We start from the raw sequence: 22,951 nt of genomic DNA, 5'->3' as shown, positions 1-22,951 counted from the left end.
TCACGCTCCTGGTTGCGGGAGCTTGCTGGACGAGACGAGGGTCCGTACGGCACGCAGGGCCACCGAGAGCGTGGCGAGATCGAAGGTGTCGCTCTCCCAGATCTCCGACAGCGTCTGGCGGGCCCGCGTGACGGCGGCCTCGTTCACCTCGGTCCAGTGGATGAGCCGCTCCTCCGGCGACAGGCCCGGCTCACTGTGGATCAGCACGTCGCGGGTGAGCGCGGCGTGCGCCGCGTACAGGTCGTCGCGCAGCGCCGCGCGAGCGATCGAGTTCCACCGGGTGTCGCGAGGCAGCGCGATCACCCGCTCCCGCAGGCGGGCGATCTGCAGCCGGTCCGCCAGGTCGAAGTAGACCTCGGCCACCTCGTCCACCGGCCTGCCGGTGAAGGCCGCGGTCTCGACCAGGTCGAACGTGGAGTAGGCGGGCACCATCGCGGCGACCCACTCGGCCAGCTCGTCCGGCACGCCGCGGGCGGCGAAGGAGTCCCTGCGCTCCTCGTAGGCCGACAGGTCGGAGCCGGTCAGCAGCTTCGGCAGGTGCGGCAGCAGGTCCCTCGCGCCGTCGAGGAAGACCTTCCCCGTGGCCGCGAGGTCGAGCGGCGGCCTGCGGTTGCCGAGCAGCCAGCGGGTGCCGCGCTCGGACAGCTTGCGCGCCTCGAAGAGCATGGCGAGCCGGGTGGCGCTGTCCACGTCGTGGTCGAGTGACTCTATCTGTCGAACGAACCCGGGCAGATCGAACACCTCACGGGTCACCAGGTAGGCCCGCACGATGTCGGACGTCGAGGCCCCGGTCTCCTCGGTGAAGCGGAACACGAAGCTCGTCCCGCCGAAGTTGACCACGTCGTTCACCACGCCCGTGGTGATGATCTCCCGCCGCAGCGGGTGGGAGTCCATGTACGTGCGGAACCGCTCGCGCAGCGCGGTCGGGAAGTACGACACCAGCCAGGACGCGAGGTACGGATCGTCCGGGATATCCGACTGGAGCAGCTCGCCGTCCACCACCAGCTTGGTGTAGGCGAGCAGCACGGCGAACTCCGGGCCGGTCAGCCCGAGCCCGGCCTGCCGACGCTCGGCGAGCGCCTTGTCCGACGGCAGGAACTCCAGCTCTCGGTTGAGCAGGCCGGCCCGCTCCAGCCGCCGGACATACCGCGCGTGGATGTGCAGCATCTCGGGCGCCTGCGCCCGGGCCGCGGCGAGCACCACGTTCTGCGCGTGGTTGTCCTCCAGCACCAGCCGGCCGACCTCGCCCGTCATGTCGAGGAAGAGCGCGTTGCGCTGCTCCGCCGTCACATGGCCCTCGCGTACGACCTGGTCGAGCAGGATCTTGATGTTCACCTCGTGGTCGGAGGTGTCCACCCCGGCCGAGTTGTCGATGAAGTCGGTGTTGATCAGGCCGCCGCTCCGCGCGACCTCTATCCGGGCGAGCTGGGTGAAGCCGAGGTTGCCTCCCTCCCCGACCACCTTGCAGCGCAGCTCGGCCCCGTTGACGCGCAGCGCGTCGTTGGCCTTGTCGCCGACCTCGGCGTGGCTCTCCGACGCCGCCTTGACGTACGTGCCGATGCCGCCGTTCCACAGCAGGTCGACGGGGGCCCGGAGGATGGCGCTGATCAGTTCGTTCGGCGCCAGCCCGGTCACCCCGTCGGGGATGCCGAGCGCGGCCCGCATCTGCGGGGAGACCGGAATCGACTTCGCGGTGCGGGGCCAGACCCCGCCACCCGCCGAGATCAGCGAACGGTCGTAGTCGTCCCACGAGCTGCGCGGCAGCTCGAACAGCCGCCGTCGCTCGGCGAAGCCGCGGGTCGCGTCGGGCGACGGGTCGACGAAGACGTGCCGGTGGTCGAAGGCCGCCACCAACCTGATGTGCTCCGACAGCAGCATGCCGTTGCCGAACACGTCACCGGACATGTCGCCGATGCCGACCACGGTGAAGTCGGTGGTCTGGACGTCGACGCCGAGGCTCCGGAAGTGGTACTTCACCGACTCCCAGGCGCCACGTGCGGTGATGCCCATCGCCTTGTGGTCGTAGCCGACCGAGCCGCCGGAGGCGAAGGCGTCGCCGAGCCAGAAGCCGTAGTCCTTGGCCACACCGTTGGCGATGTCGGAGAACTTCGCCGTGCCCTTGTCGGCGGCCACCACCAGGTAGGTGTCGTCGCCGTCGTGCCGGACGACGTGCGGCGGGGGCGCGACCTCGCCCGCGACCAGGTTGTCGGTCACGTCGAGCAGGCCCGAGATGAAGTGGCGGTAGCATGCCACGCCCTCGGCCTGCAGCTCGTCCCGGCCGCCGGTCGGCGGGCGCTTCACGACGAAGCCGCCCTTCGACCCGGTCGGCACGATGACGGTGTTTTTCACCATCTGCGCCTTGACCAGGCCGAGGATCTCCGTACGGAAGTCCTCCATGCGGTCAGACCAGCGCAGGCCGCCGCGGGCCACCTTCCCGAACCGAAGGTGCACGCCCTCGACGCGCGGCGAGTAGACGTAGATCTCGTACTTCGGCCGCGGCAGCGGCAGCACGCTGATCGCCTGCGAGTCGAACTTCAGCGACAGGTACGGCTTGCGCTTCCCGGAGACGAACCGGCTGCCGGCCGTACCGGTGTCCCGGCCACCGGCGCCGTCGGACTGGAAGGCGTTCGTCCGCAGCGTCGCCTCGATCAGCTCCAGGTAGGCCCGCAGGATGCGGTCCTCGTCGAGTGAGGCGACCTCGTCCAGCGAGGCCAGCACCTCCTCACGCAACGCCTCGCAGACCTCCGACCTGGCCTCCTCCGGGCGGCGCGGGTCGTGACGGGCCTCGAAGAGCCGGACCAGCAGCCGGGCCAGCCGCACGTTGCCGAGCAGCACCTTCTCGATGTAGGCCTCGCTGAAAGTCGTCCCGGCCTGCCGCAGATATTTGGCGTAGGCCCGCAGGATCTCGGCCTGTTCCCACGACAGGCCGGCGGCCAGCACGAGCGCGTTGAAGCCGTCGTCCTCCACCTCGCCGCGCCACAGCACCGCGAACGCGTCCTGGAACAACCGTTTGAAGGCGTCGCCGCCCACGTCGCCCGAGGGGGTGTGGCGCAGGCCGAAGTCGTAGATCCAGGCGTCCCTGGTGTCGCCGTCGTGGGTCCGGTGGATCTCGTACGGCCGCTCGTCGACGACCTCCACGCCCATCCGCTGCAGCAGCGGCAGCACCCGCGACAGCGAGACCGGGGCGCCCAGCTTGTACAGCTTGAACCTGCGCTCGTCGTCGGCCGCGTCGTCCGGCTCGTAGAGGTCCATCCCGATCTCAGAGGAATCGTCGGCGATCCGCTCCAGCCGCTCCAGGTCGGCTACGGCGGTACGCGCCGGGAAGTCGGCCTTGTACCCCTCGGGGAAGGCCGTGCCGTACCGGCGCAGCAGCCTCGGCGCCTCCTCCGGTGAGCACAGCTCATGGATCGCGGCGGCGAGGTCGTCCTCCCAGGAGCGTGTGGTGGCGGCGAGCCGCGCCTCCAGTTCCTCCACGCCGGCCGGCAGGTCCCCCAGCTGGGTGCCGCGCTCGCCGCGGATCACCACGTGCAGGCGGGCCAGCGCGGCCTCTCCGATCATCGCGCTGTAGTCGAGCGTGGCGCCGCCGAGGACGTCCAGCAGGATCTGCTGCATCTGCAGCCGCACCTTGGTGGTGTAGCGGTCGCGCGGCAGGAAGATCAGGCACGAGATGTAGCGGCCGTAGTCGTCACGGCGCAGGAACAGTTTGACCTGCTTGCGCTCCCGTAGCCGCAGCACGCCGAGCGCGATCGCCAGCAGCTCCTCCACCGAGATCTGGAACAGCTCGGCGCGCGGGTAGGTCTCCAGTATCTCGATCAGGTCCTTGCCGTCGTGGCTGTCCGGAGACAGCCCGGCCAGGTCGAGCACGTCGGCGAGCTTGCGCCGCAGCACCGGGATCCGCGAGATCGACTCGTTGTACGCGACGGGCGTGAACAGCCCCAGAAAACGCCGTTCGCCGATCACCTCCCCCTCCGGGGAGAAGAGCTTCACGCCCACGTAGTCGAGGTAGTGGGGACGGTAGACCGTCGCCCGGCTGTTGGCCTTGGTGACGATCATCACCTGCTTCTCGCGGGCCTTGGCGCGCAGCTCGGGCGGCATCGCGGCGAAGCTGGCCGACCCTGCCTTGTCGGCGCGCAGGATGCCGAGCCCGGTGCCGGGCACCGCGCGCAGGCTCTCCCCCTTCTCGGTCTGCTCCAGGCGATATTCCCGGAAACCGAGGAACGTGTAGTGCCCGTCGGCGAGCCAGCGCAGCAACTCGACGCTGTCGTCGACCCCGGCGCGTTCCAGCGGCGGCGGGTCCGCGGCCAGGTCCTCCGCGGTCTGTACGGCCAGGGCCCGCATCTTGGCGAAGTCCTCGACCGCGCAGCGGACGTCGAGCAGCACCCGCCGCAGGTCGTCTTCGAGCCCTGTGAGGACGGCCGGGTCGGACTGCCGGTCGATCTCGATGTGTATCCACGACTCGCGCAGCGTCTGGCCCGTGACGGCGTCCTGACCCGGGTCGAGGAGCGCGCCGGTCATGTCGCGGCGAACCGGCATCTGCGGGTGGACGACCAGGTGGGTGCGGAGCTCGTGACGGTCGAGCTCTGTCGTGACGGAGTCGACCAGGAACGGCATGTCGTCGGTGACGATCTGGACGACCGAGTGGCCGGAGTCCCAGCCGCAGTCAGGGAGGGCCGGAGTGAAGACCCGGACCAGGGCGCGGCCCTGCGGCCGGTTCTCGGCCAGCCGGCGGTGGGCCATGGCGGGCCCGGAGACGTTCACGGGGTCGCGGTCGACCAGGTCCTCCGGGGCGACGTGCATGTAGTACTGCCGGAGGAGGACCAGTGCGTCCTCTGCTCGCATCCGATGCGCGCCGGAGACCTGAGTACACAGGTCTGGTGCGCCGGGCGCCTCCCCATCGGGTGCCTGCGGTTCCGGGACCGTTCCCGGGGTGTGCGCTCCCGGTGCGTGCACGCACCTGTCGGCGGCCGTACGGAGGATCTGATCCAGTGCCGTGTCCGGCTCATTCCCGTTGACCGGCATATCGAGCGGCATGTCGCTTACTCACTCCTTTGTGAGCCTTGAGAAATCAAAGCCACGCCCGTAGTTCCCAGAGAAGGGGGAAGAAATGCATGCGCGTCCGTCCTCTCAGATACGGCGCGCCGGACGAGCCGCCAGTGCCGGATTTGGTGCCGATCTGGCGTTCGACCATCTGGACGTGCCGCATCCGCCAGAGAGCGGTGGTCTCGTCGTGGGTGAGGAGATCCTCGGCGAGCTCCCACAGATCATCGTGCGATCCGCGGTCCCTTGCCACCGCCAGCAGGGAATCCATGATCTCGTCGTCGGAGACCGGCAGGCCGCGCTGGGAGAGAGCGGTGAGGTAAGCATCCCACAACGAGGGTTCCGCGAGACGCCGTTTGAGCCGAGTGGTTTCCGCGTCGCCGACGTCCCGCAGACGGGTCAGATACACCGGGTCCTTCGCCCCCGAGAGGAACTCCAGTTCACGGAACTGGACCGACTGGAACCCGCTCGCCGGAGCGAGCACCGAGCGGAACTCGAGGAAGTCCTGCGGTGTCATGGTCTCCATGACCTGCACCTGCTCGACCATGACCCGCTCCACCGAGTGAACCCGGCGGAAAAGATGCCTGGCCCGCCGCAGCGAGCCCTCGATCATCGCGTCTCTGATCCGCTCCAACTCGTGCAGCAGCAGCTTGAACCATAGCTCGTAGACCTGATGGACGGTGATGAACAGCAGTTCGTCGCCGGCCTCGGACCTTGGTTCCTGCTGGGCGAGCAGACCGGGCAGCCGGAGGTAGCCGCCGTAGGACAGGCGTCCGCCTTCCTCTCCGAAGCTACGCGGAGGGGGTTCGCTCCGTTCGCCCCCCGTGCCGGCTCGCCGACTCGGCGTTACAGGCATGCGTCACCCCTCCGGCGGCAGGGCCCTCCGATCCCCATTGATCAGAAGCTCGGCCACCGTCCCCGATATCACCCCATAACACCACAGACGCCAACTCGATGCACGCCAAATCGCAAGGCCTGCCACGACCGAGACCGGACCTTGGTGATCACGCCGAGTGGTCTCGACGCCGTCGCCCAGACGCCTGACTGTCACGCCCCGGTGATCGGGGCGGTGATCACGGCAACGATGGTCGTCCCGGAGGGAAACTCGCCGCACTCGGCCAGGGTGAAGATCCCCCACATCATCTTGGCGACGTAGACCCACTCGAGCACCATGCCGTGGCGGTCGGCGAAGTCGGCGATGAAGGCGTCGAGATCGGCGTTCCGCTTGGCATAGCCGCCCGCGTGGAAGTCGTAACTGATCGACCAGTTCGCCGACATGCCGCCGTACGCGACCTGCTGGAGGTGGGCGACGGTCTCTGCGAGGAACCGGCCGCCCTTCAGTACGGAGAATCCGAGCGCACGCTGACCGGGGGCCAGCCCGGCGGCGATACCGGCCAGCGTGCCGCCGGTGCCGACCGGACAGCAGATGACGTCGAACGGCACGTCGATCTCGGCCGGCAGTTCGGCGCAGCCGAGCACCGCCAGTTCGTTGCTGCCGCCCTCGGGCAGCCGGTAGAAGTCGCCGAACCGCCGTCGCAGCGCCTCGACGGCCTCCGGGTCGTCCTTGGCCCGGTAGCTCGTCCGGTCGACGTACACCAGCCGCATCCCGCATTCCCTCGCGAACGCCAACGTGTCGTTGAGCGGCAGATGCTCCTCGCCTCGGATGACGCCGATCGTACGGAACCCGAACTCGGCGCCCGCCGCCGCTACGGCCCGGATGTGGTTGGAGTAGGCCCCGCCGTACGTCAACAGCGTTTCGTGGCCGAGCTCGGCGGCGCGGGTCAGGTTGTGGCGCAGCTTCCGGTACTTGTTGCCTGGCAGGAGCGGATGGAGCAGATCGTCTCGCTTGAGCAGCAGCCGTACCCCGGCCGCGGCGAGGCGGTCGTCGTGGAGTTCCGTGAGCGGTACGGCCCGAGCCCGCCCGAGCTCCACCCGCTCACCCAGGCCGCCGACGTCTCCCCCCATCACCGCACCAGTCTAGATTTCACCCCGCCGGAACCATCCGATTCCAGGCGGGGCCTGTCAGCGGCGGTCGGCGATGAGGGAGGCCGGCTGGCCGGCGGTGAGTTCCCTGACGAGGGAGGCGACCTGGTCGACCTCGATCAGGAAGCCGTCGTGGCCGTGCGGCGACTCGATCACCCGTAGCCGGTCGGCCCCGGGGATGCCGTCGGCGAGCTCCGCCTGCTGGACGAGCGGGTAGAGCCGGTCGGAGTCGATGCCGGCCACGATCGTCCGGGCGGTGACCCGCCGCAGCGCGGCAGCCGTACCGCCGCGCCCCCGGCCGACGTCGTGGGCGTTCATCGCCTCGGCCAGCGTGACATAGCTGCCCGCGTCGAACCGGCGTACCAGCTTGTCGGCGTGATGGTCGAGGTACGACTCCACCTGGTGGCGGCCGCCCCGCCACGGGTCCTCGTCCCCCTGCGGCAACCGGCCGAACCGGGCCTGCAGCTCCGGCTCGCAGCGGTACGTCACGTGGGCCAGCCGGCGCGCGATGCCGAGCCCAGCATGGGGGCCCTGTCCCGGACCGGCGTCGTGGTAGTCGCCGCCGCGCCAACCCGGATCGGAACGGATGGCATGCAGCTGGATGCCCGCCCAGGCAATCTGTTCGGCGCTCGCCGCGGCCGTGGAGGCCAGCAGCAGCAGCGACCGCACCCGCGCCGGATGGGTCGCCGCCCATTCCAGCGCCCGCATGCCGCCCATCGACCCGCCGATCACGAGCGCCCAGCTCTCAATCCCCAGCGCGTCGGCGAGGTGGGCCTCGGCCGCCACCTGGTCACGCTGGGTCAGGAACGGGAAGGCCCCGCCCCACCGCTGTCCATCCGGACGGCGGGAGGAGGGGCCCGTGCTGCCCTGGCAGCCGCCGAGCACGTTGGGCGCGACGACGAACCAGCGGTCGGTGTCGAGCGCGCGGCCCGGCCCGATGAGCCCCTCCCACCAGCCGGCGGTCGGGTGGCCCGGACCGGCCGGGCCCACGACGTGGCTGTCGCCGGTCAGGGCGTGCAGCACCAGGACCGCGTTGGAGCCGTCCGGCGCGAGCCGCCCCCACGTCTCGTACGCGATGCGGACGCCGGGCAGCTCGCCCCCCGCCTCAAGCGGCAGCGGGCTGTCCAGCGTCACCCATCGGCGATCACCAGGAGGGTCCCCCTCCTGCCACGCCCCGGTCGCCGGTGGCGGCGGGAGGTTCGCGACGCCCTCCCGCGCCGTCCCCTCCCGCGCCGTGCCCTGCCGTACGGTCAAGACGCCGCCTTGGCCGCTCGGAAACCGGCCTCCAGGTCGGCCTTGAGGTCGTCGATGTTCTCGATGCCCACCGACAGCCGTACCAGCCCGGGTGCGACCCCGGCGGCGGCGAGCTCCTCCTCGTTCAGCTGGCTGTGAGTGGTCGACGCCGGGTGGATGATCAGGCTGCGCACGTCGCCCATGTTGGCCAGGTGGCTGAACAGCTCCACGCCTTCGACGAACCGCTTGCCCGCCTCGATGCCGTCACGCAGTTCGAAGGCGAAGACGGCCCCCGCGCCGCGCGGCAGGTAGCGCTGACGGGCGTCGTACCAACGGCTGGAGGGCAGGCCGGGGTGGTGCACCGCCGCGACCTCGTCACGCTGCTCCAGCCATTCGGCCAAGGCCTGGGCGTTGGCCGAGTGCCGTTCCATCCGCAGGGACAGCGTCTCGATCCCCTGCAGCAGGAGGAAGGCGGAGTGCGGGGACAGCGCCATGCCGAGGTCGCGCAGCAGCTGGACGCGGAGCTTGATGGCGTACGCGCCCGGGCCGAGAGCCGGCCAGTAGCGCAGCCCGTTGTAGGTGGGGTCGGGCTCGGTGAAGTCCGGGAAGCGCTCGGGATGGGCGCCGAAGTCGAAGGTGCCGCCGTCCACCACGACACCGGCGATGGTCGTGCCGTGGCCGCCGATGAACTTCGTCGCCGAGTGGACGACGATGTCGGCGCCGTGCTCGAGCGGACGCATGAGGTACGGCGTGGGCAGCGTGTTGTCCACGATGAGGGGGAGACCCGCGGCGTGGGCGATGTCCGCGACGGCCCGCACGTCCAGCACGTTGCCCTTGGGGTTGCCGACGGACTCGGCGAACAGCGCCTTGGTGTTCGGGCGGATGGCGTCCCGCCAGGCATCCAGGTCGTCGGGGTCGACGAAGGTCACCTCGATGCCGAGCTTGCGCATCGTGTGGCGGAGCAGGTTGTAGGTGCCACCGTAGATCGTGGAGCTGGAGACCACGTGGTCGCCGGAACCGGCCAGGTTCAGGATCGCCATGGTCTCCGCGGCCTGCCCCGAGGCCAGCGCCACGGCGGCGACGCCGCCCTCGAGCGCGGTCACGCGCTGCTCGAAGACGTCCTGGGTGGGGTTGCCCAGCCGAGTGTAGATGTTGCCCGGCTCGGCCAGGGCGAACACGTTCGCCGCGTGCTGAGTGTCGCGGAAGACGAACGAGGTCGTCTGGTAGATCGGCACCGCACGGGCGCCGGTGGTCGGGTCGGGTACGGCTCCGGCATGCACCTGCTGGGTCTCGAAAGACCAGTTCGCGGAGGCGGAGGCGGATTCGATGTGCTGCTCGCTCATGGTTCTCCGTAGGTTATCGGACAGCCTGAAACTGGTTTACGGCTGGTAGTCATGTGCCTCGTACGGCACGGACAGCCTTCAGGGTTCGGCGGGCGATGGGATGGATGATCGTCGCCGTGCACGACATCGGGCAGGCATGGCAACGCCGCCCCGGACGAGACCCGGGCGACTGCGAAGGAAAGCTTCAGGGCGCCGGTGGACGGCGCGTCACGACCTCAGCGCATGGCGACGGAACACATGGCGCTGGCAACGCGCAGGTAGTCGACGTGACGACGGATCACCAACATGATCACACGATTAAGGCAACCATGTGCACGCCCCAAAAGCCAGCCCTTGTGACCAAAATCTCGCCTTTCGGGAAGCCGTAAGTTCCAGGGGCTCGTTCGGTTCTCTCGCGCCCAGGCCTTGGCATCGGCGCTGGGAGAGGCCGTGCCGCGCCGTAGGCGCCTTCCACCATCAATACCCTCAAGATCATGAAGGTGGAGACCCGGCCGCCTCCATCGCCGCCGCCGCCTTCCGCATGATCCGCGTCATGGTCGTCAACTCGTCCGGACTGCAGTGGTCGATGAGGAAGGCCCGGACGACGGCCAGATGGCCGGGCGCGGTCCGCTCCAGGCAACGCGCTCCTTCACCGGTGAGCGTTGCCACGACGCCCCGCTCGTCCGAGGCGCAGCTCACCCGATCGACCAGTCCGATCTTCTCCAGTCGGCCGATTTGGTAGCTGAGCCTGCTCTTCGAGACGACCACCAGACGGGCCAGTTCGGTCATGCGCAATCTCTTGCCGGGGGCGGCCGAAAGCCGGGCCAAGATCTCGTACTGCGAGTGAGTCAGACCTGAGTCGGCCTTCAGCTGTTCCTCGATCCGGCGTTCCAACAGGTGCGATGTCGTGAGGTAGGCCAGCCAGGCGTCGAACTCACGCTCACTGAGCCAACGGGGTTCCTTCACCCGCCAATTATAGGTCTTGTTCAAATTTGAACCATCAACTAAGATCCGTTCAAATTCGAACGAAAGGAGTCAGCACATGCTCGCTCAGATTCGCCCCATCGCCTTACTGATCGGCCGGGTCGGCATCGGGGTCATCTTCCTCATGCACGGCTGGCAGAAGTTCACGACCATGGGACTGTCCGGTACCACGGCGTTCTTCGAGCAGATCGGGGTTCCGCTACCCGGGCTGGCAGCACCGGCGATCGCCGTGCTGGAGGTGGCCGGCGGCCTCGCCCTCATCCTGGGCGCCGTCCTGCCGGTCGTCGGAACCCTGCTCGCGCTCAACATGCTCGGTGCGATCGTCTTCGTTCACGGAGCCAACGGCTTCTCGGTGGGCGAGGGCGGCTACGAGTACGTCCTCGCCCTCGCCGTGGCGGCATTGGCGATCGGCTTCAGCGGTGGCGGCACGCTCGCCCTCGACACTCTCTGGCAGCGGCGAGTCAGTTCGCGCGTCTGAGGCGAACACGTACAGAACGGGCTCGTCATCGACCTGTCACCGATGAGCACGGCCTCTTTCACCCGAGGCCACGCCATGATCGGTGCCGGGCCCGGCTCATCACCCACAGCCGCATCGACTTCGGATCGGCACGCCGTTAACGTGACCGGACGGCTACGGCTGGACAGAAGATCTTGTGAATATTAATTTGATAGTTAGCTAACTAGGAAAGAATCAGCGGAAGAGCCCGGAAACCACCGCCGAACACGATGAACAGGGTCTACGAAGCACTCGCCCACCCGACCCGCCGCCAGATCATCGCGCTGCTACGTCAGCGCGAACGGTCGGCCGGCGAGCTCGCCGAGCACTTCGACATCGCCAAGCCGACCCTGTCCGGCCACCTTCGCCTGCTACGGGAAGCGGGCCTGATCTACGGCGAGCGGCACGGGACATCGATCGTGTACCACCTGCATCTGTCCCTGCTGGAGGAGGCGCTGGGCGCACTCCTCGAAATGTTCAGGATCGGGAGCGAGAGGGGCGTCGATGACGACTGACGAATCCACCGAATCCACCGACAGCAAGCGCCGTTACCTTCGTCGCGGGCTCATCGGTACGGCCGTCGCCTTACTGGCTTCGGCAGGCGTATCGATCTGGGGATGGATCCATATCCCGGAAGACGCCCGGATCCCCACGCACTGGAATGGCTCCGGCACGGCTGACGGCTTCAGCGGCAAAGCCGGCGCTCTCGTCGAGCTCCCACTGGTCATGCTCGCCGTCAGCGCCCTGTTCGCCGCCCTGCCGTTTCTCATCCCCCGGCAGGAAATGGCGGCCGGGGCGCGCTTCATGACGGCCGTCTGGATGGGCCTGCTCCTCCTGTTCACAGGTGGCCACAGCGCGATCATCATCAATGCCACCGGCGGCGAGATCCCCGTCGTTCGCGTCGCCTTCGCGGGGGTGGGCATTCTCTACCTGCTGCTCGGCAACTACCTCCCGAAGATCCGGGGCGGCTCGGCCACCGGCACGGGCGGTCGACAGGCGGCACAGGACCTACAGATCACGCCACGCGCCCAGCGAATGGCCGGACGGATGTTCGCCGGGCTGGGGCTGATCATGCTGGCGTTCGGCTTCGTGCTGCCGGTTCCGGCGCTCACCGCGATCCTGGTTGTCGGCACCGTCGCCACCGGCCTCACCGTGACCTTCCATTCCTGGTGGTCTCTCGATCCCCGACAGAACTAGTACAAGATCACGAAAAGGAAAATGCCTGGTCAGGCGGCATGCGTGCGAGAAACTGCAAGATCACGGTGAGTGAATCAGCTGGTCGGGCGCATGGTTTGCGAGTATTCGCAAGATCACCACGGGGGGGGTGAGACCCCACGGGGGTGATGGAGATGTGACCAACCTGGCCGGATCATCGGGCGTCTCAACGAGGTAGATCGACACCTCGGAGAGTGGCCCAGCATGGACAGGCGGAATTTCCTGCGCGTCTCGGCGATGGCCGGGACCGTTCTCGCGTACGGTACGGCCGCATGCGGCAACGCGACGGCCGGCCGCCACGCCGTGTCGAACGGTTCGGCCGGTGCGACTGCCGCCGAGTGGGCGGCGCTGGGACGCGGCCTCGACGGGCGCCTGATCCGGCCCGGGGACGCCTCCTACGACCCGGCCCGCCGCCTGTTCAACAGCGCGTACGACTCGGTTCGGCCGGCGGGCATCGCCTACTGCTCGACGGCGGCCGACGTGGCCGAGTGCGTGGCGTTCGCCCGGCGGTTCGGGGTGCCGGTGGCCTCCAGATCGGGCGGGCACAGCTACGCGGGCTGGTCGACCTCGCGGAACGGGCTGGTCATCGACGTGTCACCGATGAGCAAGGTCTCCTACTCGGGCGGCCACGCCACGATCGGCGCGGGCGCCCGGCTCGTCGACGTCTACGCCAAGCTCGCCGCGCACGGGGTGAGCATCCCGGCCGGCTCCTGCCCGACCGTCGGCGTCGCCGGGCTCACGCTCGGCGGCGGCCTCGGCGTCGTTTCCAGGAAGTACGGCCTGACCTGCGACGTGCTGGAATCCGTGCGGATCGTGACGGCCGACGGGCGGACGCTGACCTGCTCGGCCACCTCGAACTCCGACCTCTTCTGGGCCTCACGTGGAGGCGGCGGCGGCAACTTCGGCGTGGCGACGTCGTTCACCTTCCGCACCCACGCCACCCGGGACGTCACGCTGTTCTTCCTGCACTGGCCCTGGTCCAAGGCGACGGCCGTGCTGCGGGCCTGGCAGGCGTGGGCGCCGTACGCGCCGGACGAACTGTGGTCGAACCTCCACCTCGACCATGACCCGTCGCCCGATGTCATGGTCGGCGGCCTCTACGTCGGAGGAAAGTCCGGGTGCGAACGGCTGCTGCGGACGCTGGTGGACCGCGTGGGCGTCGGCCCGTCGAGCCGCTATGTGGCGCAGTCGCCGTACGATCACGCGATGATGGTCATGGCCGGGTGCTCCGGCCTGTCGGTCGCGCAGTGCCACCGGCCCGGCTCGCTTCCCGGGGAGACCTCGAAGGGGCGGCTCGTCCGCGACTCGTTCACCGCCAAGTCGCACATCGCGTACGCACCGCTGTCGCCGGCCGGGATCAAGGCGCTGATCAGGCAGGTGGCCTCGGCTGGTCGGCACTCGGTGCTGCTCGACGCGCTCGGCGGCGCGATCGGCCGCGTGCGGCCGGACGCGACCGCCTTCCCCCACCGCCAGGCGCTGTTCGCGGTGCAGTACTACGCCCACAGGACGGGGGCCGCCGCCTGGGCGCGGGCGGCGCACGCGGCGATGCGGCCGCACTTCGGCGACCACGCCTACGTCAACTACATCGACCCCGAGTTGGCGGACTGGCGGCGGCAGTACTACGGCGCGAACGCCGCCCGGCTGGCCCGGGTCAAGGCCGTCTACGACCCCGGCCGCCTGTTCCGCCTCCCCCAGGGCATCTGACCCGCGGCCGAAGAAGGGGATCGAGATGGGCAAGCCCGTAGACTCGGTGCGATGTCCAAGCGAGGAACGTGGAGGACACCAAATGACGGCTCTGCCCGATGACAGCTGGCTTCTCCGCATTCAGCCGCAGCCGGAGCGCATCACCGCTGAGGAATATGACGCGCTACCAGAGGACATCTGCCGCGCCATCGAGATCGTGGACGGTTATGTCGTCTACTGTGCGGCTCCGAGCCCGGAGCACCAGACGGCCGCCCGGCGATTGGCCAACCTGATCGAACTGGGGGCCAAGTCAGCGATGGCATCGGGCCACGGGTGCCTGACCGTGAATACAGACGTCGATCTGCGTCTGCGCGATGTGCCGCTCCTCAACCGGCGGCCGGACATCGTGCTCTACCGGTGCCTCGATCGAGAACGCGGCGAACGGCTCCGAGCCGAACATGCGCTTCTCATCATCGAAATCGTGTCCTCGGGTTCGGAGACCCAGGACACGACCGACAAGTTCGGTGAGTACGCGAAGGCGGGGATCGAGCACTACTGGATCGTCCGGCTCGACCGCACGGGTGTGGCGGTCATCGAGCGCTATCGGCTCGATCGTGCCTCGATGCTGTACAAGCACATCGAGACGTTCATGAAAGACCAGCCCGGCGATCTCCCGAGCGTGCACAATCCCATCCCCATCACCGTGGACTGGTCCGATCTGGAGATCTGAACGCGTGGCTGGCCGCCGTGGACTGAGGCGGCCGGCCAACTGCTCACGGATAGCTGATGACGGTGCTCGTGCCGTACGAGCCGACGACCGGGGTGCCCACGTCGTTGATCGTGCGTTTGATGCCGCCGCTGCCGTCGAGGAAGACAGTGATCATGTTGTGGAAGCGCCCAGCCCTTGCCGGTCGGGCTGTTCCACGCGTCCTGGCTGGGCGGGTCGTACGGCAGCTCGCTCTGGTAGAAGATCGTGCGCCCGTTCTGCCCGTTCCAGATCGTCTGGTACTTCTGGTAGTGCTCGACGAACAGGCCGTACGCCGTGACGTCGCCGCCGTTGACCACCACGCCGGTGTCGGCGGTGTTCGTACTCCAGCCGACACCCTTGCCGTGGTCGGCGCGCCAGGCCCAGATGTTGTCGAGGATCGTGTCGTCGGAGTTGACCACGAGGCTCGTCCTGGCCCTGCCCTCCCACGGCCCGCCGATCCGGAAGAAGACGTCGTGCAGCGAGATCGGGGTGGCGGAGTGGTTCTTGTGGCTGTTGTTCCGCTTGCCCACCTCGACGAGCTCGGCGGACTCGCGCGGCCCGGCGTCGACGAGCACTCCGGCGACGCGGACGCCGGCGACGTCCTCGACGCGCAGGGCCGCGTCACCGGTGTCGGGCGCGAGGCTCGGCATACCCAGTCCGAATCAGCGGGCAGTCGTCGTTATAAGTACACTTCTCATAACCGAGCTTCTAAGAAGTGTACTTATAACAGCACGCTGCGGGTCAGCCTGCGGGTTCGGGTACGAAGTGGCGGAGGACCTCGGGGTTGGCCATGGAGTCGGGGTTGGCTGCCTGCTCGACGGGGGTGCCGAGGAGGATCTTCCGTACCGGGATCTCCAGCTTCTTGCCGGACAGCGTGCGCGGGATGCCGGGGACCGCGTGGATCTCGTCCGGCACGTGCCGCGGCGACAGTTCGCCGCGCAGTGCCGTACGCAGTCGCGAGATGAGATCGTCGGAGAGCGTCGCGCCGTCGGCGAGCGTGACGTAGAGCAGCAGCCGGCCCTCCTGGCCCAGGCGGCCCGTGTCGATCACCAGGCTGTCGGCGATCTCCTCGAAGCGCTCGACGATCCGGTAGAACTCGCTGGTGCCCATGCGGACGCCGCCGCGGTTGAGCGTCGAGTCGGAGCGGCCGTAGATGACGCAGCCGCCGTCCGGGAGAATCTTGATCCAGTCGCCGTGCCGCCAGATGCCCGGATAGTCCGCGAAGTACGACTCCCGGTACCGGTCGCCGGACGGGTCGTTCCAGAACATCACCGGCATCGAGGGCATCGGCCGGGTGACCACCAACTCCCCCACCTCGCCGACCACCGCATCACCCGCCGGGTCGAAGGACTCGACGGAGGCGCCGAGGCAGCGGCACGGGATCACGCCGGCCCGGATCGGCAGCAGCGGCACCGCGCCCACGAACCCGGTGCACACGTCCGTGCCGCCGGAGAACGAGCCGAGCTGCACGTCGGGCTTCACATCGGCATAGACCCAGGCGAAGCCCTCGGGCGGCAGCGGTGAGCCTGTCGACCCGATACCGCGCAGCCGCTCCAGCCCGGACGGCTTCAGGCCCGCCTTCATCGAGGCCACCAGGTAGGGCGCGCCGGTACCGAAGTAGGTGACGCCCTCCTCTGCCGTCACCCGCCACAGCGCGTCTGTCCCGGGATGGGCCGCGCTGCCGTCGTAGAGGACGATCGCGCAGCCCGCCAGCAGGCCGCCGATGAGGTAGTTCCACATCATCCAACCGGTGGTGGTGTACCAGAAGAACACGTCGCCCTCACCGAGGTCCTGGTGGAAGGAGAGCGACTTGAGGTGCTCGAGCACGATCCCGCCGTGGCCGTGGACGATGGGCTTGGGCAGGCCGGTCGTGCCCGACGAGTACAGCACCCACAGCGGGTGATCGAACGGAACGGGCTCGAACTCCAATCCTGCACCGGCACCGGCCTCGGCCCGCAACTCCTCCCAACTCAGGTCGTTCCCGCCACCCGGTACGGCATCCGCCGACGTGATCCACACGGTGGCCTTGAGCGTGGGCAGCTTGGCGGCGATCTCACGCACCACCTCCGACCGGTCGTACGGCCTGCCGCCGTAGCGGTAGCCGTCCACCGCGATCAGCACCTTCGGCTCGATCTGGGTGAAACGGTCGGTCACGCTCGGCGCGCCGAAGTCCGGGGAGCAGGACGACCAGATGGCACCGAGCGAGGCGGTGGCCAGGAAGGCGATGAGTGCCTCGGGAACGTTGGGGACATACGCCGCGACCCGGTCACCGCGCCCGACGCCCAGCCGCAGGAGCCCGGACCGGACCCGGCCGACCTCGTCGCGGAGCTCACCGAGCGTGTACGTCCGCCGGTTGCCCGCTTCATCTCGAAAAATCACGGCAAGGCGGTCGGGGTCGTCACCGCACAGGGCGTTGGCGGCGTAATTGACGGTCGCCCCGCTGAACCATTCGGCGTCCGGCATCGTTCCACTGATGACGGGCCCGTCACCACGATCGCCGATCACCTCGAAGTAGTCCCAGATCAACGTCCAGAAGTCGGCCGGAGACTCGACCGACCACTGCCACATGTCCTGGTAATCGCCGGAACGTCCGAGCCACTCCATGAATTGGGTGATTCGCGCGTTACGTACGACATCCGGGGTGGGTTCCCACAGCAGGGTGCCTTCCTCAACCATGAGCCCATCTTCGCGACCCGATCGGCGTATGTCACCATCGCCGCGAAACATAAGAAGACTGTCACATATGGGCCCTGAGGTGATCGATCGCGATCCGGGCGGCCGCCCCGATCGCGGCGTCCGCCTTCGGCTGGTTCTGAGCCGTGCCGAACGAGCAGGTGAAGACGGCCACGGCGTACCGACCGCCATCCGGGTACTCGACGACCCCGATCTCGTTACGCACCGTCGGCAGGGTGCCCGTCTTGCCACTCACGGCCACGTCGTCGAACGGGAAGCCCGCCGCCAGCCGGTGCGGCCACACCTGCAGGCCCATCAGCCGGCGGACGGCGGCGCACGAGGCGGGGGCGGCCGCCTCGTCACGCCAGATCATGCCGAGTAGCCGGGTCAGTTCCCTCGGGGTGCCGCGGCTGGTGAGCGCGGGGACGAGAACGCGCAGCCGCGCGACCACGTTGGGGTCGGCGCACGCCTCGCTGAGTGCCGACATGTCGTCGACGCCGGCGTCGGCCATCATGCTGGCGTACATCTCCCGGCAGTCGTGCGCGACCCGCGTGCCCTTCAACCCGATGCCGGCCAGGAACGCGTTGACCGAGTCTCGGCCCACCCGGGCGAGCAGCACGTCGGCCGCCGCGTTGTCGCTCACCGCGATCATCAGGTACGCGAGATCGCGCAAGGACAACTCGGCGTCGTCGAGCATCGCCGCCAGACCGGTGCCGCCGCCCGACGTCCGGCTGCTCGCCGGCACCCGTACCACCTCGGTCAGATCGAGCATCCCCCGCTCGGCCCGGCGATAGAGCTCGATCAGCAGCGGCACCTTGAAGACCGAGGCGAGGACGACCGGCTCGTCGGCCCCGACGCCTACCTCGCGCCCGCTGTCGATGTCGACAGCGTGCAGCCACCCAGTGACCCCGGCCGAACGGAACACCTGCTCGATCGGCCTCATGCCAGGAATCCCGTCGCCGGGCGCGGGGCCACCCGCCGCGCACGGGGGGCATCCTCATCGATCATGCCCGCGCCATCCTTCAGAACCTGTACGGCGACCGCCGTGAAATCTTCGACATACGGCCCGGGCTCGCCACGCCAGGCCGTGGAGCAGCGCCAGGCGAGCGGCGTTCCGACGAGGGGACGCCAGGCCACGCCGGGAGCATCGAGGGGATGGCCGATCGCGACAGCCGTACCGGACAGGACCAGGCCGAGGGCGAACTCCCCGTTGCGGGCATAGGTGACCTCCACCGGAACGAACCCGTGCCGGCGGCACGCCGTCAGCGTCTCATCGTGCAGGCCGGGTTCGGACTCGCCGGGGAACAGCACCAGGTCGCGCCCCGCCAGATCGCCCAGGTGGACCGCCGCCCACTGGGCCAGCTCGTCTCCATCCGCCAGCAGGACGCCGGGATGCCGCATCAGGATCGGGCCGAACCGCAGTCCGCCGCCCTGCCCCGCGCCTGGCACGGGATGGCGCAGCACTCCCACGTCGAGCCGGTCCTCCAGGATCGCGGCGGCCTGCGCCGCGCTGCCCATCTCGGTCAGCGACAGCCGTACCTCGGGGCAGCGGTCCCGAAAGCCCGCGATCAGCGCGGCGAGAACGGAGGCACCGAGGTCGGCGGGGATCCCGGCCCGGACGATCGCCGCGTCGGCGCGTGCCATGCCTGACAGCAGGTCGCGCACGCGCTCGACCCGGGCCACGATGTCGCGGGCCTCGGGCAGGAGCAGCCGCCCGGCGTCCGTCAGCGCGACCTGCCTGCTCGACCGCTCGAAGAGCCGCACACCGAACTCGTCCTCCAGACGCTTGATCCGCTGGCTCAACGGTGGCTGGGCCATGCCGAGGCGGGCCGCCGCATTGCCGAAGTGCAGCTCTTCGGCCACTGCCAGGAAGTAGCCGAGGTGCCGGACGAGGTCCATGAACAGCTACCATATCTGAATACATATTGATTGTTAAAGATATCCATATTGGACATGAACCATGTGTCTCTGGTCCCCTGGGCGTGCACGCGATCAAAGGGGGACGAATGCGAGAGCGGGCCGTATATGGGAAAAGACCGCGGGGGCGGTGGTGGCTGGTGATCGCCGCGGTGCTCGTCCCAATCACCGCAGCGGGGGGCGTGGTGTGGGCACTGCGCACGAAGGGCTCGCCGGAGGAGACCGCCAGGCTGTTCCTGGCGGCATGGTCACGGTCGGACTACGCGGCGATGCGCGAGCTCACCGCGGATCCGCCTACCGCCTTCGAGGACTGGTACCGCCGGTTCCACGACGATCTGAAGTTGTCCGCCCAGCGATTCCGGATGATCGGGAGCACGGAGAAGGCCGAGGGAGAAGACGTCCGGTTCCGCGCCGAGCTGTCCGGGCCGGTGGACTTCTCCTTTGACGGGGTGCTGCGGCTGGTCGAGCGAGATCGCGTCTGGCGGGTCTCCTGGACTCCCGCGGCCATTCACCCGAAGCTCGCGCGAGGACGCCGCGTCCGGCTCACCACGCTGCCGGCCGAGCGTGCGCCCGTCACCGCCGCCGACGGCAGCCGGATCGACACCCCGCAGGCCCCGGGATCCGTCCAGCAGATCGTCGAGCAGCTGGCCGAGCAGTACGGCTCGCGCCTGACCGGGACCGCCTCCGCCAGGGTGGACGTGATCGACACCGCCACGGGCAAGCGGGTGGACACCGTGGCGACCGGTGGCTCCGAACCCGGCGAACCGCTGGCCACCACACTCGATCCCCGGGTCCACCGGGCAGGCGCCGACGCCTTGGACAGGGTGACCAGGCCCGCCTCACTAGTCGCCGTCCGGCCCTCTACCGGCGAGATCCTGGCCGTCGTCAACAAACCCGGCGGCTACAACCGGGCGCTGCTGGGCACGTACCCGCCCGGCTCCACCTTCAAGATCGTGACCGCCTCGGCCCTCGTCGCGGACGGCGTCACGCCCGGCGAGACCGTACGCTGCCCCGCGGAACAGAACATCGGCGGCTTCCCGTTCCACAACGCGGGGTTCCACGACTACGGCGCGCTCCCCTTCCGCGACGCCTTCGCCCACTCCTGCAACACCACCTTCGGCTCCATGGCGGTTAAGCTGCTCGGCTCCGAGCGGCTGGCCAAGGTGGCCGCCGACTTCGGCTTCGGCGCCCGAATCAAAATCGGGATCCCCGCCGTCGACGCCGCATTCCCCGCGCCGCACGACGACACCGACCTCGCCTCGGCGGCCATCGGACAGGGCCGGGTGCTCGCGAGCCCGCTGAACATGGCCTCCGTCGCCGGGGCGATCGCCAGCGGCACGTGGCGGCAGCCCAGGCTGGTCGCCGCCGCTCTCGTCCCCGACGGCGCCCCGCCGCGCAGGCTGGAGCCCGCGGTCGTGTCCGCGCTGCGCAGGCTGATGCCCGCCGTCGTCAGCGAGGGAACGGCCAGCGGCGTCTCCTTCCCCTCCGGCACGGCCGGCAAGACGGGCACCGCGGAGTACGGCTCGGGCAAGGAACCGCCCACGCACTCGTGGTTCATCGGCTACCGAGGAGATCTGGCCTTCGCCGTCATCGTCGAGGGCGGCGGCACCGGGGCCGCGATCGCCGCCCCGATCGCGGCCCGCTTCCTCAACTCGCTCAACTGAGGGTGGTGAGGCGGGCGACGGCGGCGACGACCTCGGAGGCGTTGGACAGGTCGGGCAGCACGATGTCGGCGCCCGCCTCCCGCAGCTCGGCGGCCGTGGATCGGCCCGACGCCACCGCGATCATGCCGGCGCCGCCGATCCGCGCCGCCTGGACGTCACGGGTGGAATCCCCGATCAGCACGGTGTTGCCGGCCGTGAAGGCCGAGCCGTACTTGGCCTTGGCCCTGCCCTGTGCCACCTGAAGCAGCGTGGCCTTGGGATAGACCTCCTCGCCGTAGCCGCCGACTTCGAAGTCGATCCACTTGTCCAGCCCGAACGCCCCGAGCTTGTGCACCGCGTTGCCCTTGATGGTCCCCGTCAGCACCGACTGGACGACGCCGTCGAGCCGGGACACCGCCTTGAGCGCGTCCCCGGCCCCCGGCATCATTCGCCCGTCCTTCGCCAACCGCCGGTGCTTGTCCGCGAACGACACGGTCAGCGCGTCGAGGAACCTCGGCAGGTGATGGTCCTCGACGGCGACGCCGTTGACGGCCAGGGTCTCGAAGACGATCTCGGAGTCGGGGCGGCCCATCGCCGGAGCGAGCTTGACCAGCGGCCGACCGGTGACCATCCGGAACGCGTCCGCGTAGGCCGCGCGGCTGACGATCGTGACGTCGACCAGCGTGAGATCGACGTTCCAGAGAACGAGGCGGTTGATCGCGGCCTCCGGGAGGGATAAGAGGTGGTTCGCCCCCCAAGCGTACGGCTCCCGGTGGGCGGACCGTCAGACCAGGCCGAGGGCTTCGGACAGTGAGTCGACGACCGGGACGCCGACGCTCTTGAGGTCCGACCGCCTGGTCATCCCACCCGTGTAGAGGATCGCGCGGGCGCCGACGTGCTGTGCCGCGTGCGCGTCGTCCACGCTGTCGCCGATGACGACCACCTTCTCCGGGTCCAGGTCGAGCGCCTTGAGGTGCTCGACCATGTGCTCGGCCTTCGTGCCGCCGGACGCCGAGCGCAGCCCGTCGACCCGGGTGAAATGCCCGTCGATGCCGAGGTCGCCGATCTTGCCCACCAGGCGTTCGTGGGCCCACATGGACAGCAGGGACTGCGTACGTCCGGCGTCCTTCCAGGCCCCCAGGCTCGACAGGGCGCCTTCGGCGAGCTGGCACGCCTCCATCAGGCGGTGGTAGTGCTCGTGGAAACCGAGGTCGAGCGCCTCCCACTCGCCGTCCCTGAGCGACCGGCCGAGCATGCGCTCGTACGCCACCCAGATCGGCCGGGTGTAGACCTCCCGGAAGCCGTCCACGTCGTACGGCCCCAGCCCGTACGGCTGGAAGATCTCGTTCGTCGCCTCGACGACAGCGTCGATGTCGTGGAAGAGCGTGCCGTTCCAGTCCCAAACTATGTGTGTCATATGTCCTTGAGCCTAATAGCGATCGCTGACATTTCCGTGAAGGCCGAGGGGTCAGGTCAGGAGGTAGGGGATTTCCTGCGTGGCGTACCACATGAGCTCGTGGTCCTCCGCCCCGTCCACCACGAACCGGGCGTCGTCGTCGCCGGCGTCCGCGGCGGGAAGCGCCGCCATCGCGGCCTCCACATCCGGTACGGCGTCGAGGTCGTCCACGTGGACGGAGGCGAACTTCGTGAGCGGCACCGGTTCGAGCAGCCGCACCCTCCCGCGGTCCTCCAGATCCGTGCCGACCTTGACCATGTCATCCGGCACCTCGGCCGCGATCACGACCCGTCGGCCGGCAGCCTTGATGTCCTTGATGTCCTCGATGTCCTCGGCCCGCTCGGCCGCCAACATCCGCAGCGAGGCCCGGGCCGCCTCGGTCAGCGCCACGTACTCGAGTTCCTCGGTGTCACCCGAGACATACCACTCCACCAACGCCGGCGTTACGGCGTAACCGGTCAGCGGGGCGGGCCCCAACTCTCCCGCGGCGACCAGTTCGGCCAGCGCGGAGAGTGTGCACGGCAGATACACGCGCATGCGTTCCTCGACTCACGACATCCG

At 69.0% G+C, this 22,951-nt stretch carries 18 protein-coding genes and 1 pseudogene; 6 read left to right on the top strand and 13 right to left on the bottom strand.

The genetic code is table 11. The features are described 5' to 3' along the window. The 6 genes from ACFHYQ_RS10950 to ACFHYQ_RS10925 all read right to left on the bottom strand — a co-directional run bounded on the left by ACFHYQ_RS10950 (position 1) and on the right by ACFHYQ_RS10925 (position 10,541). On the bottom strand, positions 1–5,031 hold the full coding sequence (locus ACFHYQ_RS10950; RefSeq protein WP_394301003.1) for an NAD-glutamate dehydrogenase: 5,031 nt from the start codon (positions 5,029–5,031) through the stop codon (positions 1–3). Between the two features lie 34 nt (positions 5,032–5,065). Then, positions 5,066–5,893 (bottom strand): tryptophan 2,3-dioxygenase, encoded by an 828-nt coding sequence (locus ACFHYQ_RS10945; protein ID WP_394301002.1) that lies wholly within the window; start codon positions 5,891–5,893, stop codon positions 5,066–5,068. 191 nt (positions 5,894–6,084) lie between these two features. Next, complete coding sequence (locus ACFHYQ_RS10940) at positions 6,085–7,002, bottom strand: 1-aminocyclopropane-1-carboxylate deaminase/D-cysteine desulfhydrase (RefSeq protein WP_394301107.1); 918 nt, start codon at positions 7,000–7,002, stop codon at positions 6,085–6,087. Positions 7,003–7,059: 57 nt separating this feature from the next. Next, positions 7,060–8,274: a homoserine O-acetyltransferase MetX gene (metX, locus tag ACFHYQ_RS10935; protein ID WP_394301001.1), complete on the bottom strand. Its 1,215-nt coding sequence runs from the start codon at positions 8,272–8,274 to the stop codon at positions 7,060–7,062. Continuing rightward, positions 8,271–9,596 (bottom strand): bifunctional o-acetylhomoserine/o-acetylserine sulfhydrylase, encoded by a 1,326-nt coding sequence (locus ACFHYQ_RS10930; RefSeq protein WP_394301000.1) that lies wholly within the window; start codon positions 9,594–9,596, stop codon positions 8,271–8,273. The genes metX and ACFHYQ_RS10930 overlap by 4 nt, the downstream gene beginning before the upstream one ends. Positions 9,597–10,067: 471 nt before the next feature. Beyond that, the gene (locus ACFHYQ_RS10925) at positions 10,068–10,541 is read right to left on the bottom strand and encodes a MarR family winged helix-turn-helix transcriptional regulator (RefSeq protein ID WP_394300999.1); all 474 of its coding nucleotides are present in this window, start codon (positions 10,539–10,541) and stop codon (positions 10,068–10,070) included. Positions 10,542–10,617: 76 nt separating this feature from the next. On the opposite strand from ACFHYQ_RS10925, the gene ACFHYQ_RS10920 reads away from it, so the two are divergent. From ACFHYQ_RS10920 to ACFHYQ_RS10900, 5 genes are all read left to right on the top strand, one after another. Further along, positions 10,618–11,037, top strand: a complete 420-nt coding sequence (locus ACFHYQ_RS10920; RefSeq protein WP_394300998.1) for a DoxX family protein — start codon at positions 10,618–10,620, stop codon at positions 11,035–11,037. A 248-nt stretch (positions 11,038–11,285) separates the two neighbouring features. Beyond that, entirely contained in the window at positions 11,286–11,570 is a 285-nt protein-coding gene (locus ACFHYQ_RS10915; protein ID WP_394300997.1) for a metalloregulator ArsR/SmtB family transcription factor, read from the top strand. Further along, positions 11,560–12,252, top strand: a complete 693-nt coding sequence (locus ACFHYQ_RS10910) for a DUF1648 domain-containing protein (protein WP_394300996.1) — start codon at positions 11,560–11,562, stop codon at positions 12,250–12,252. Before ACFHYQ_RS10915 ends, ACFHYQ_RS10910 begins: the two co-directional genes overlap by 11 nt. A gap of 222 nt (positions 12,253–12,474) precedes the next feature. Continuing rightward, positions 12,475–13,974, top strand: coding sequence for an FAD-binding oxidoreductase (locus tag ACFHYQ_RS10905; RefSeq protein ID WP_394300995.1), 1,500 nt, complete (start codon positions 12,475–12,477; stop codon positions 13,972–13,974). Positions 13,975–14,056: 82 nt separating this feature from the next. Continuing rightward, the gene (locus ACFHYQ_RS10900) at positions 14,057–14,683 is read left to right on the top strand and encodes a Uma2 family endonuclease (protein WP_394300994.1); all 627 of its coding nucleotides are present in this window, start codon (positions 14,057–14,059) and stop codon (positions 14,681–14,683) included. 236 nt (positions 14,684–14,919) lie between these two features. On the opposite strand, the pseudogene ACFHYQ_RS29415 reads toward ACFHYQ_RS10900, so the two are convergent. From ACFHYQ_RS29415 to ACFHYQ_RS10885, 4 genes and pseudogenes are all read right to left on the bottom strand, one after another. Further along, a pseudogene (locus tag ACFHYQ_RS29415) lies at positions 14,920–15,351 on the bottom strand (pectate lyase-like domain-containing protein); the annotation flags it as partial. Between the two features lie 91 nt (positions 15,352–15,442). After that, positions 15,443–17,377, bottom strand: a complete 1,935-nt coding sequence (locus ACFHYQ_RS10895; RefSeq protein ID WP_394300993.1) for an acetoacetate--CoA ligase — start codon at positions 17,375–17,377, stop codon at positions 15,443–15,445. Between the two features lie 61 nt (positions 17,378–17,438). Further along, positions 17,439–18,317, bottom strand: coding sequence for a serine hydrolase (locus tag ACFHYQ_RS10890; RefSeq protein ID WP_394300992.1), 879 nt, complete (start codon positions 18,315–18,317; stop codon positions 17,439–17,441). After that, on the bottom strand, positions 18,314–19,273 hold the full coding sequence (locus tag ACFHYQ_RS10885; RefSeq protein ID WP_394300991.1) for a LysR family transcriptional regulator: 960 nt from the start codon (positions 19,271–19,273) through the stop codon (positions 18,314–18,316). Before ACFHYQ_RS10885 ends, ACFHYQ_RS10890 begins: the two co-directional genes overlap by 4 nt. A gap of 158 nt (positions 19,274–19,431) precedes the next feature. On the opposite strand from ACFHYQ_RS10885, the gene ACFHYQ_RS10880 reads away from it, so the two are divergent. Then, entirely contained in the window at positions 19,432–20,955 is a 1,524-nt protein-coding gene (locus ACFHYQ_RS10880) for a penicillin-binding transpeptidase domain-containing protein (protein WP_394300990.1), read from the top strand. Here the strand turns inward: ACFHYQ_RS10880 and ACFHYQ_RS10875 are convergent. The 3 genes from ACFHYQ_RS10875 to ACFHYQ_RS10865 form a co-directional block, all read right to left on the bottom strand. Continuing rightward, the gene (locus ACFHYQ_RS10875; protein WP_394301106.1) at positions 20,948–21,652 is read right to left on the bottom strand and encodes an HAD family hydrolase; all 705 of its coding nucleotides are present in this window, start codon (positions 21,650–21,652) and stop codon (positions 20,948–20,950) included. The two genes, ACFHYQ_RS10880 and ACFHYQ_RS10875, sit on opposite strands and share 8 nt — an antisense overlap. 66 nt (positions 21,653–21,718) lie before the next feature. Next, complete coding sequence (locus tag ACFHYQ_RS10870; RefSeq protein ID WP_394300989.1) at positions 21,719–22,351, bottom strand: HAD family hydrolase; 633 nt, start codon at positions 22,349–22,351, stop codon at positions 21,719–21,721. Between the two features lie 51 nt (positions 22,352–22,402). Next, entirely contained in the window at positions 22,403–22,927 is a 525-nt protein-coding gene (locus ACFHYQ_RS10865) for a DUF6912 family protein (protein ID WP_394300988.1), read from the bottom strand. Between the last annotated feature and the right edge of the window lie 24 nt (positions 22,928–22,951).

Source organism: Sphaerimonospora cavernae (assembly GCF_042435035.1).
GTDB lineage: Bacteria > Actinomycetota > Actinomycetes > Streptosporangiales > Streptosporangiaceae > Sphaerimonospora > Sphaerimonospora cavernae.
The sequence above is the reverse complement of the archived record's forward strand: the minus strand, read 5'-3'. Positions and strand labels throughout refer to the sequence as shown.

Coding starts and splice junctions, on each gene's coding strand:
- ACFHYQ_RS10870 (WP_394300989.1), bottom strand. CDS start 22,351: ATGACACACATAGTTTGGGACTGGAACGGCACGCTCTTCCACGACATC.
- ACFHYQ_RS10865 (WP_394300988.1), bottom strand. CDS start 22,927: ATGCGCGTGTATCTGCCGTGCACACTCTCCGCGCTGGCCGAACTGGTC.
- ACFHYQ_RS10945 (WP_394301002.1), bottom strand. CDS start 5,893: ATGCCTGTAACGCCGAGTCGGCGAGCCGGCACGGGGGGCGAACGGAGC.
- ACFHYQ_RS10895 (WP_394300993.1), bottom strand. CDS start 17,377: ATGGTTGAGGAAGGCACCCTGCTGTGGGAACCCACCCCGGATGTCGTA.
- ACFHYQ_RS10905 (WP_394300995.1), top strand. CDS start 12,475: ATGGACAGGCGGAATTTCCTGCGCGTCTCGGCGATGGCCGGGACCGTT.
- ACFHYQ_RS10920 (WP_394300998.1), top strand. CDS start 10,618: ATGCTCGCTCAGATTCGCCCCATCGCCTTACTGATCGGCCGGGTCGGC.
- ACFHYQ_RS10915 (WP_394300997.1), top strand. CDS start 11,286: ATGAACAGGGTCTACGAAGCACTCGCCCACCCGACCCGCCGCCAGATC.
- ACFHYQ_RS10910 (WP_394300996.1), top strand. CDS start 11,560: ATGACGACTGACGAATCCACCGAATCCACCGACAGCAAGCGCCGTTAC.
- ACFHYQ_RS10900 (WP_394300994.1), top strand. CDS start 14,057: ATGACGGCTCTGCCCGATGACAGCTGGCTTCTCCGCATTCAGCCGCAG.
- ACFHYQ_RS10885 (WP_394300991.1), bottom strand. CDS start 19,273: ATGGACCTCGTCCGGCACCTCGGCTACTTCCTGGCAGTGGCCGAAGAG.
- ACFHYQ_RS10890 (WP_394300992.1), bottom strand. CDS start 18,317: ATGAGGCCGATCGAGCAGGTGTTCCGTTCGGCCGGGGTCACTGGGTGG.
- ACFHYQ_RS10940 (WP_394301107.1), bottom strand. CDS start 7,002: ATGGGGGGAGACGTCGGCGGCCTGGGTGAGCGGGTGGAGCTCGGGCGG.
- ACFHYQ_RS10930 (WP_394301000.1), bottom strand. CDS start 9,596: ATGAGCGAGCAGCACATCGAATCCGCCTCCGCCTCCGCGAACTGGTCT.
- ACFHYQ_RS10950 (WP_394301003.1), bottom strand. CDS start 5,031: ATGCCGCTCGATATGCCGGTCAACGGGAATGAGCCGGACACGGCACTG.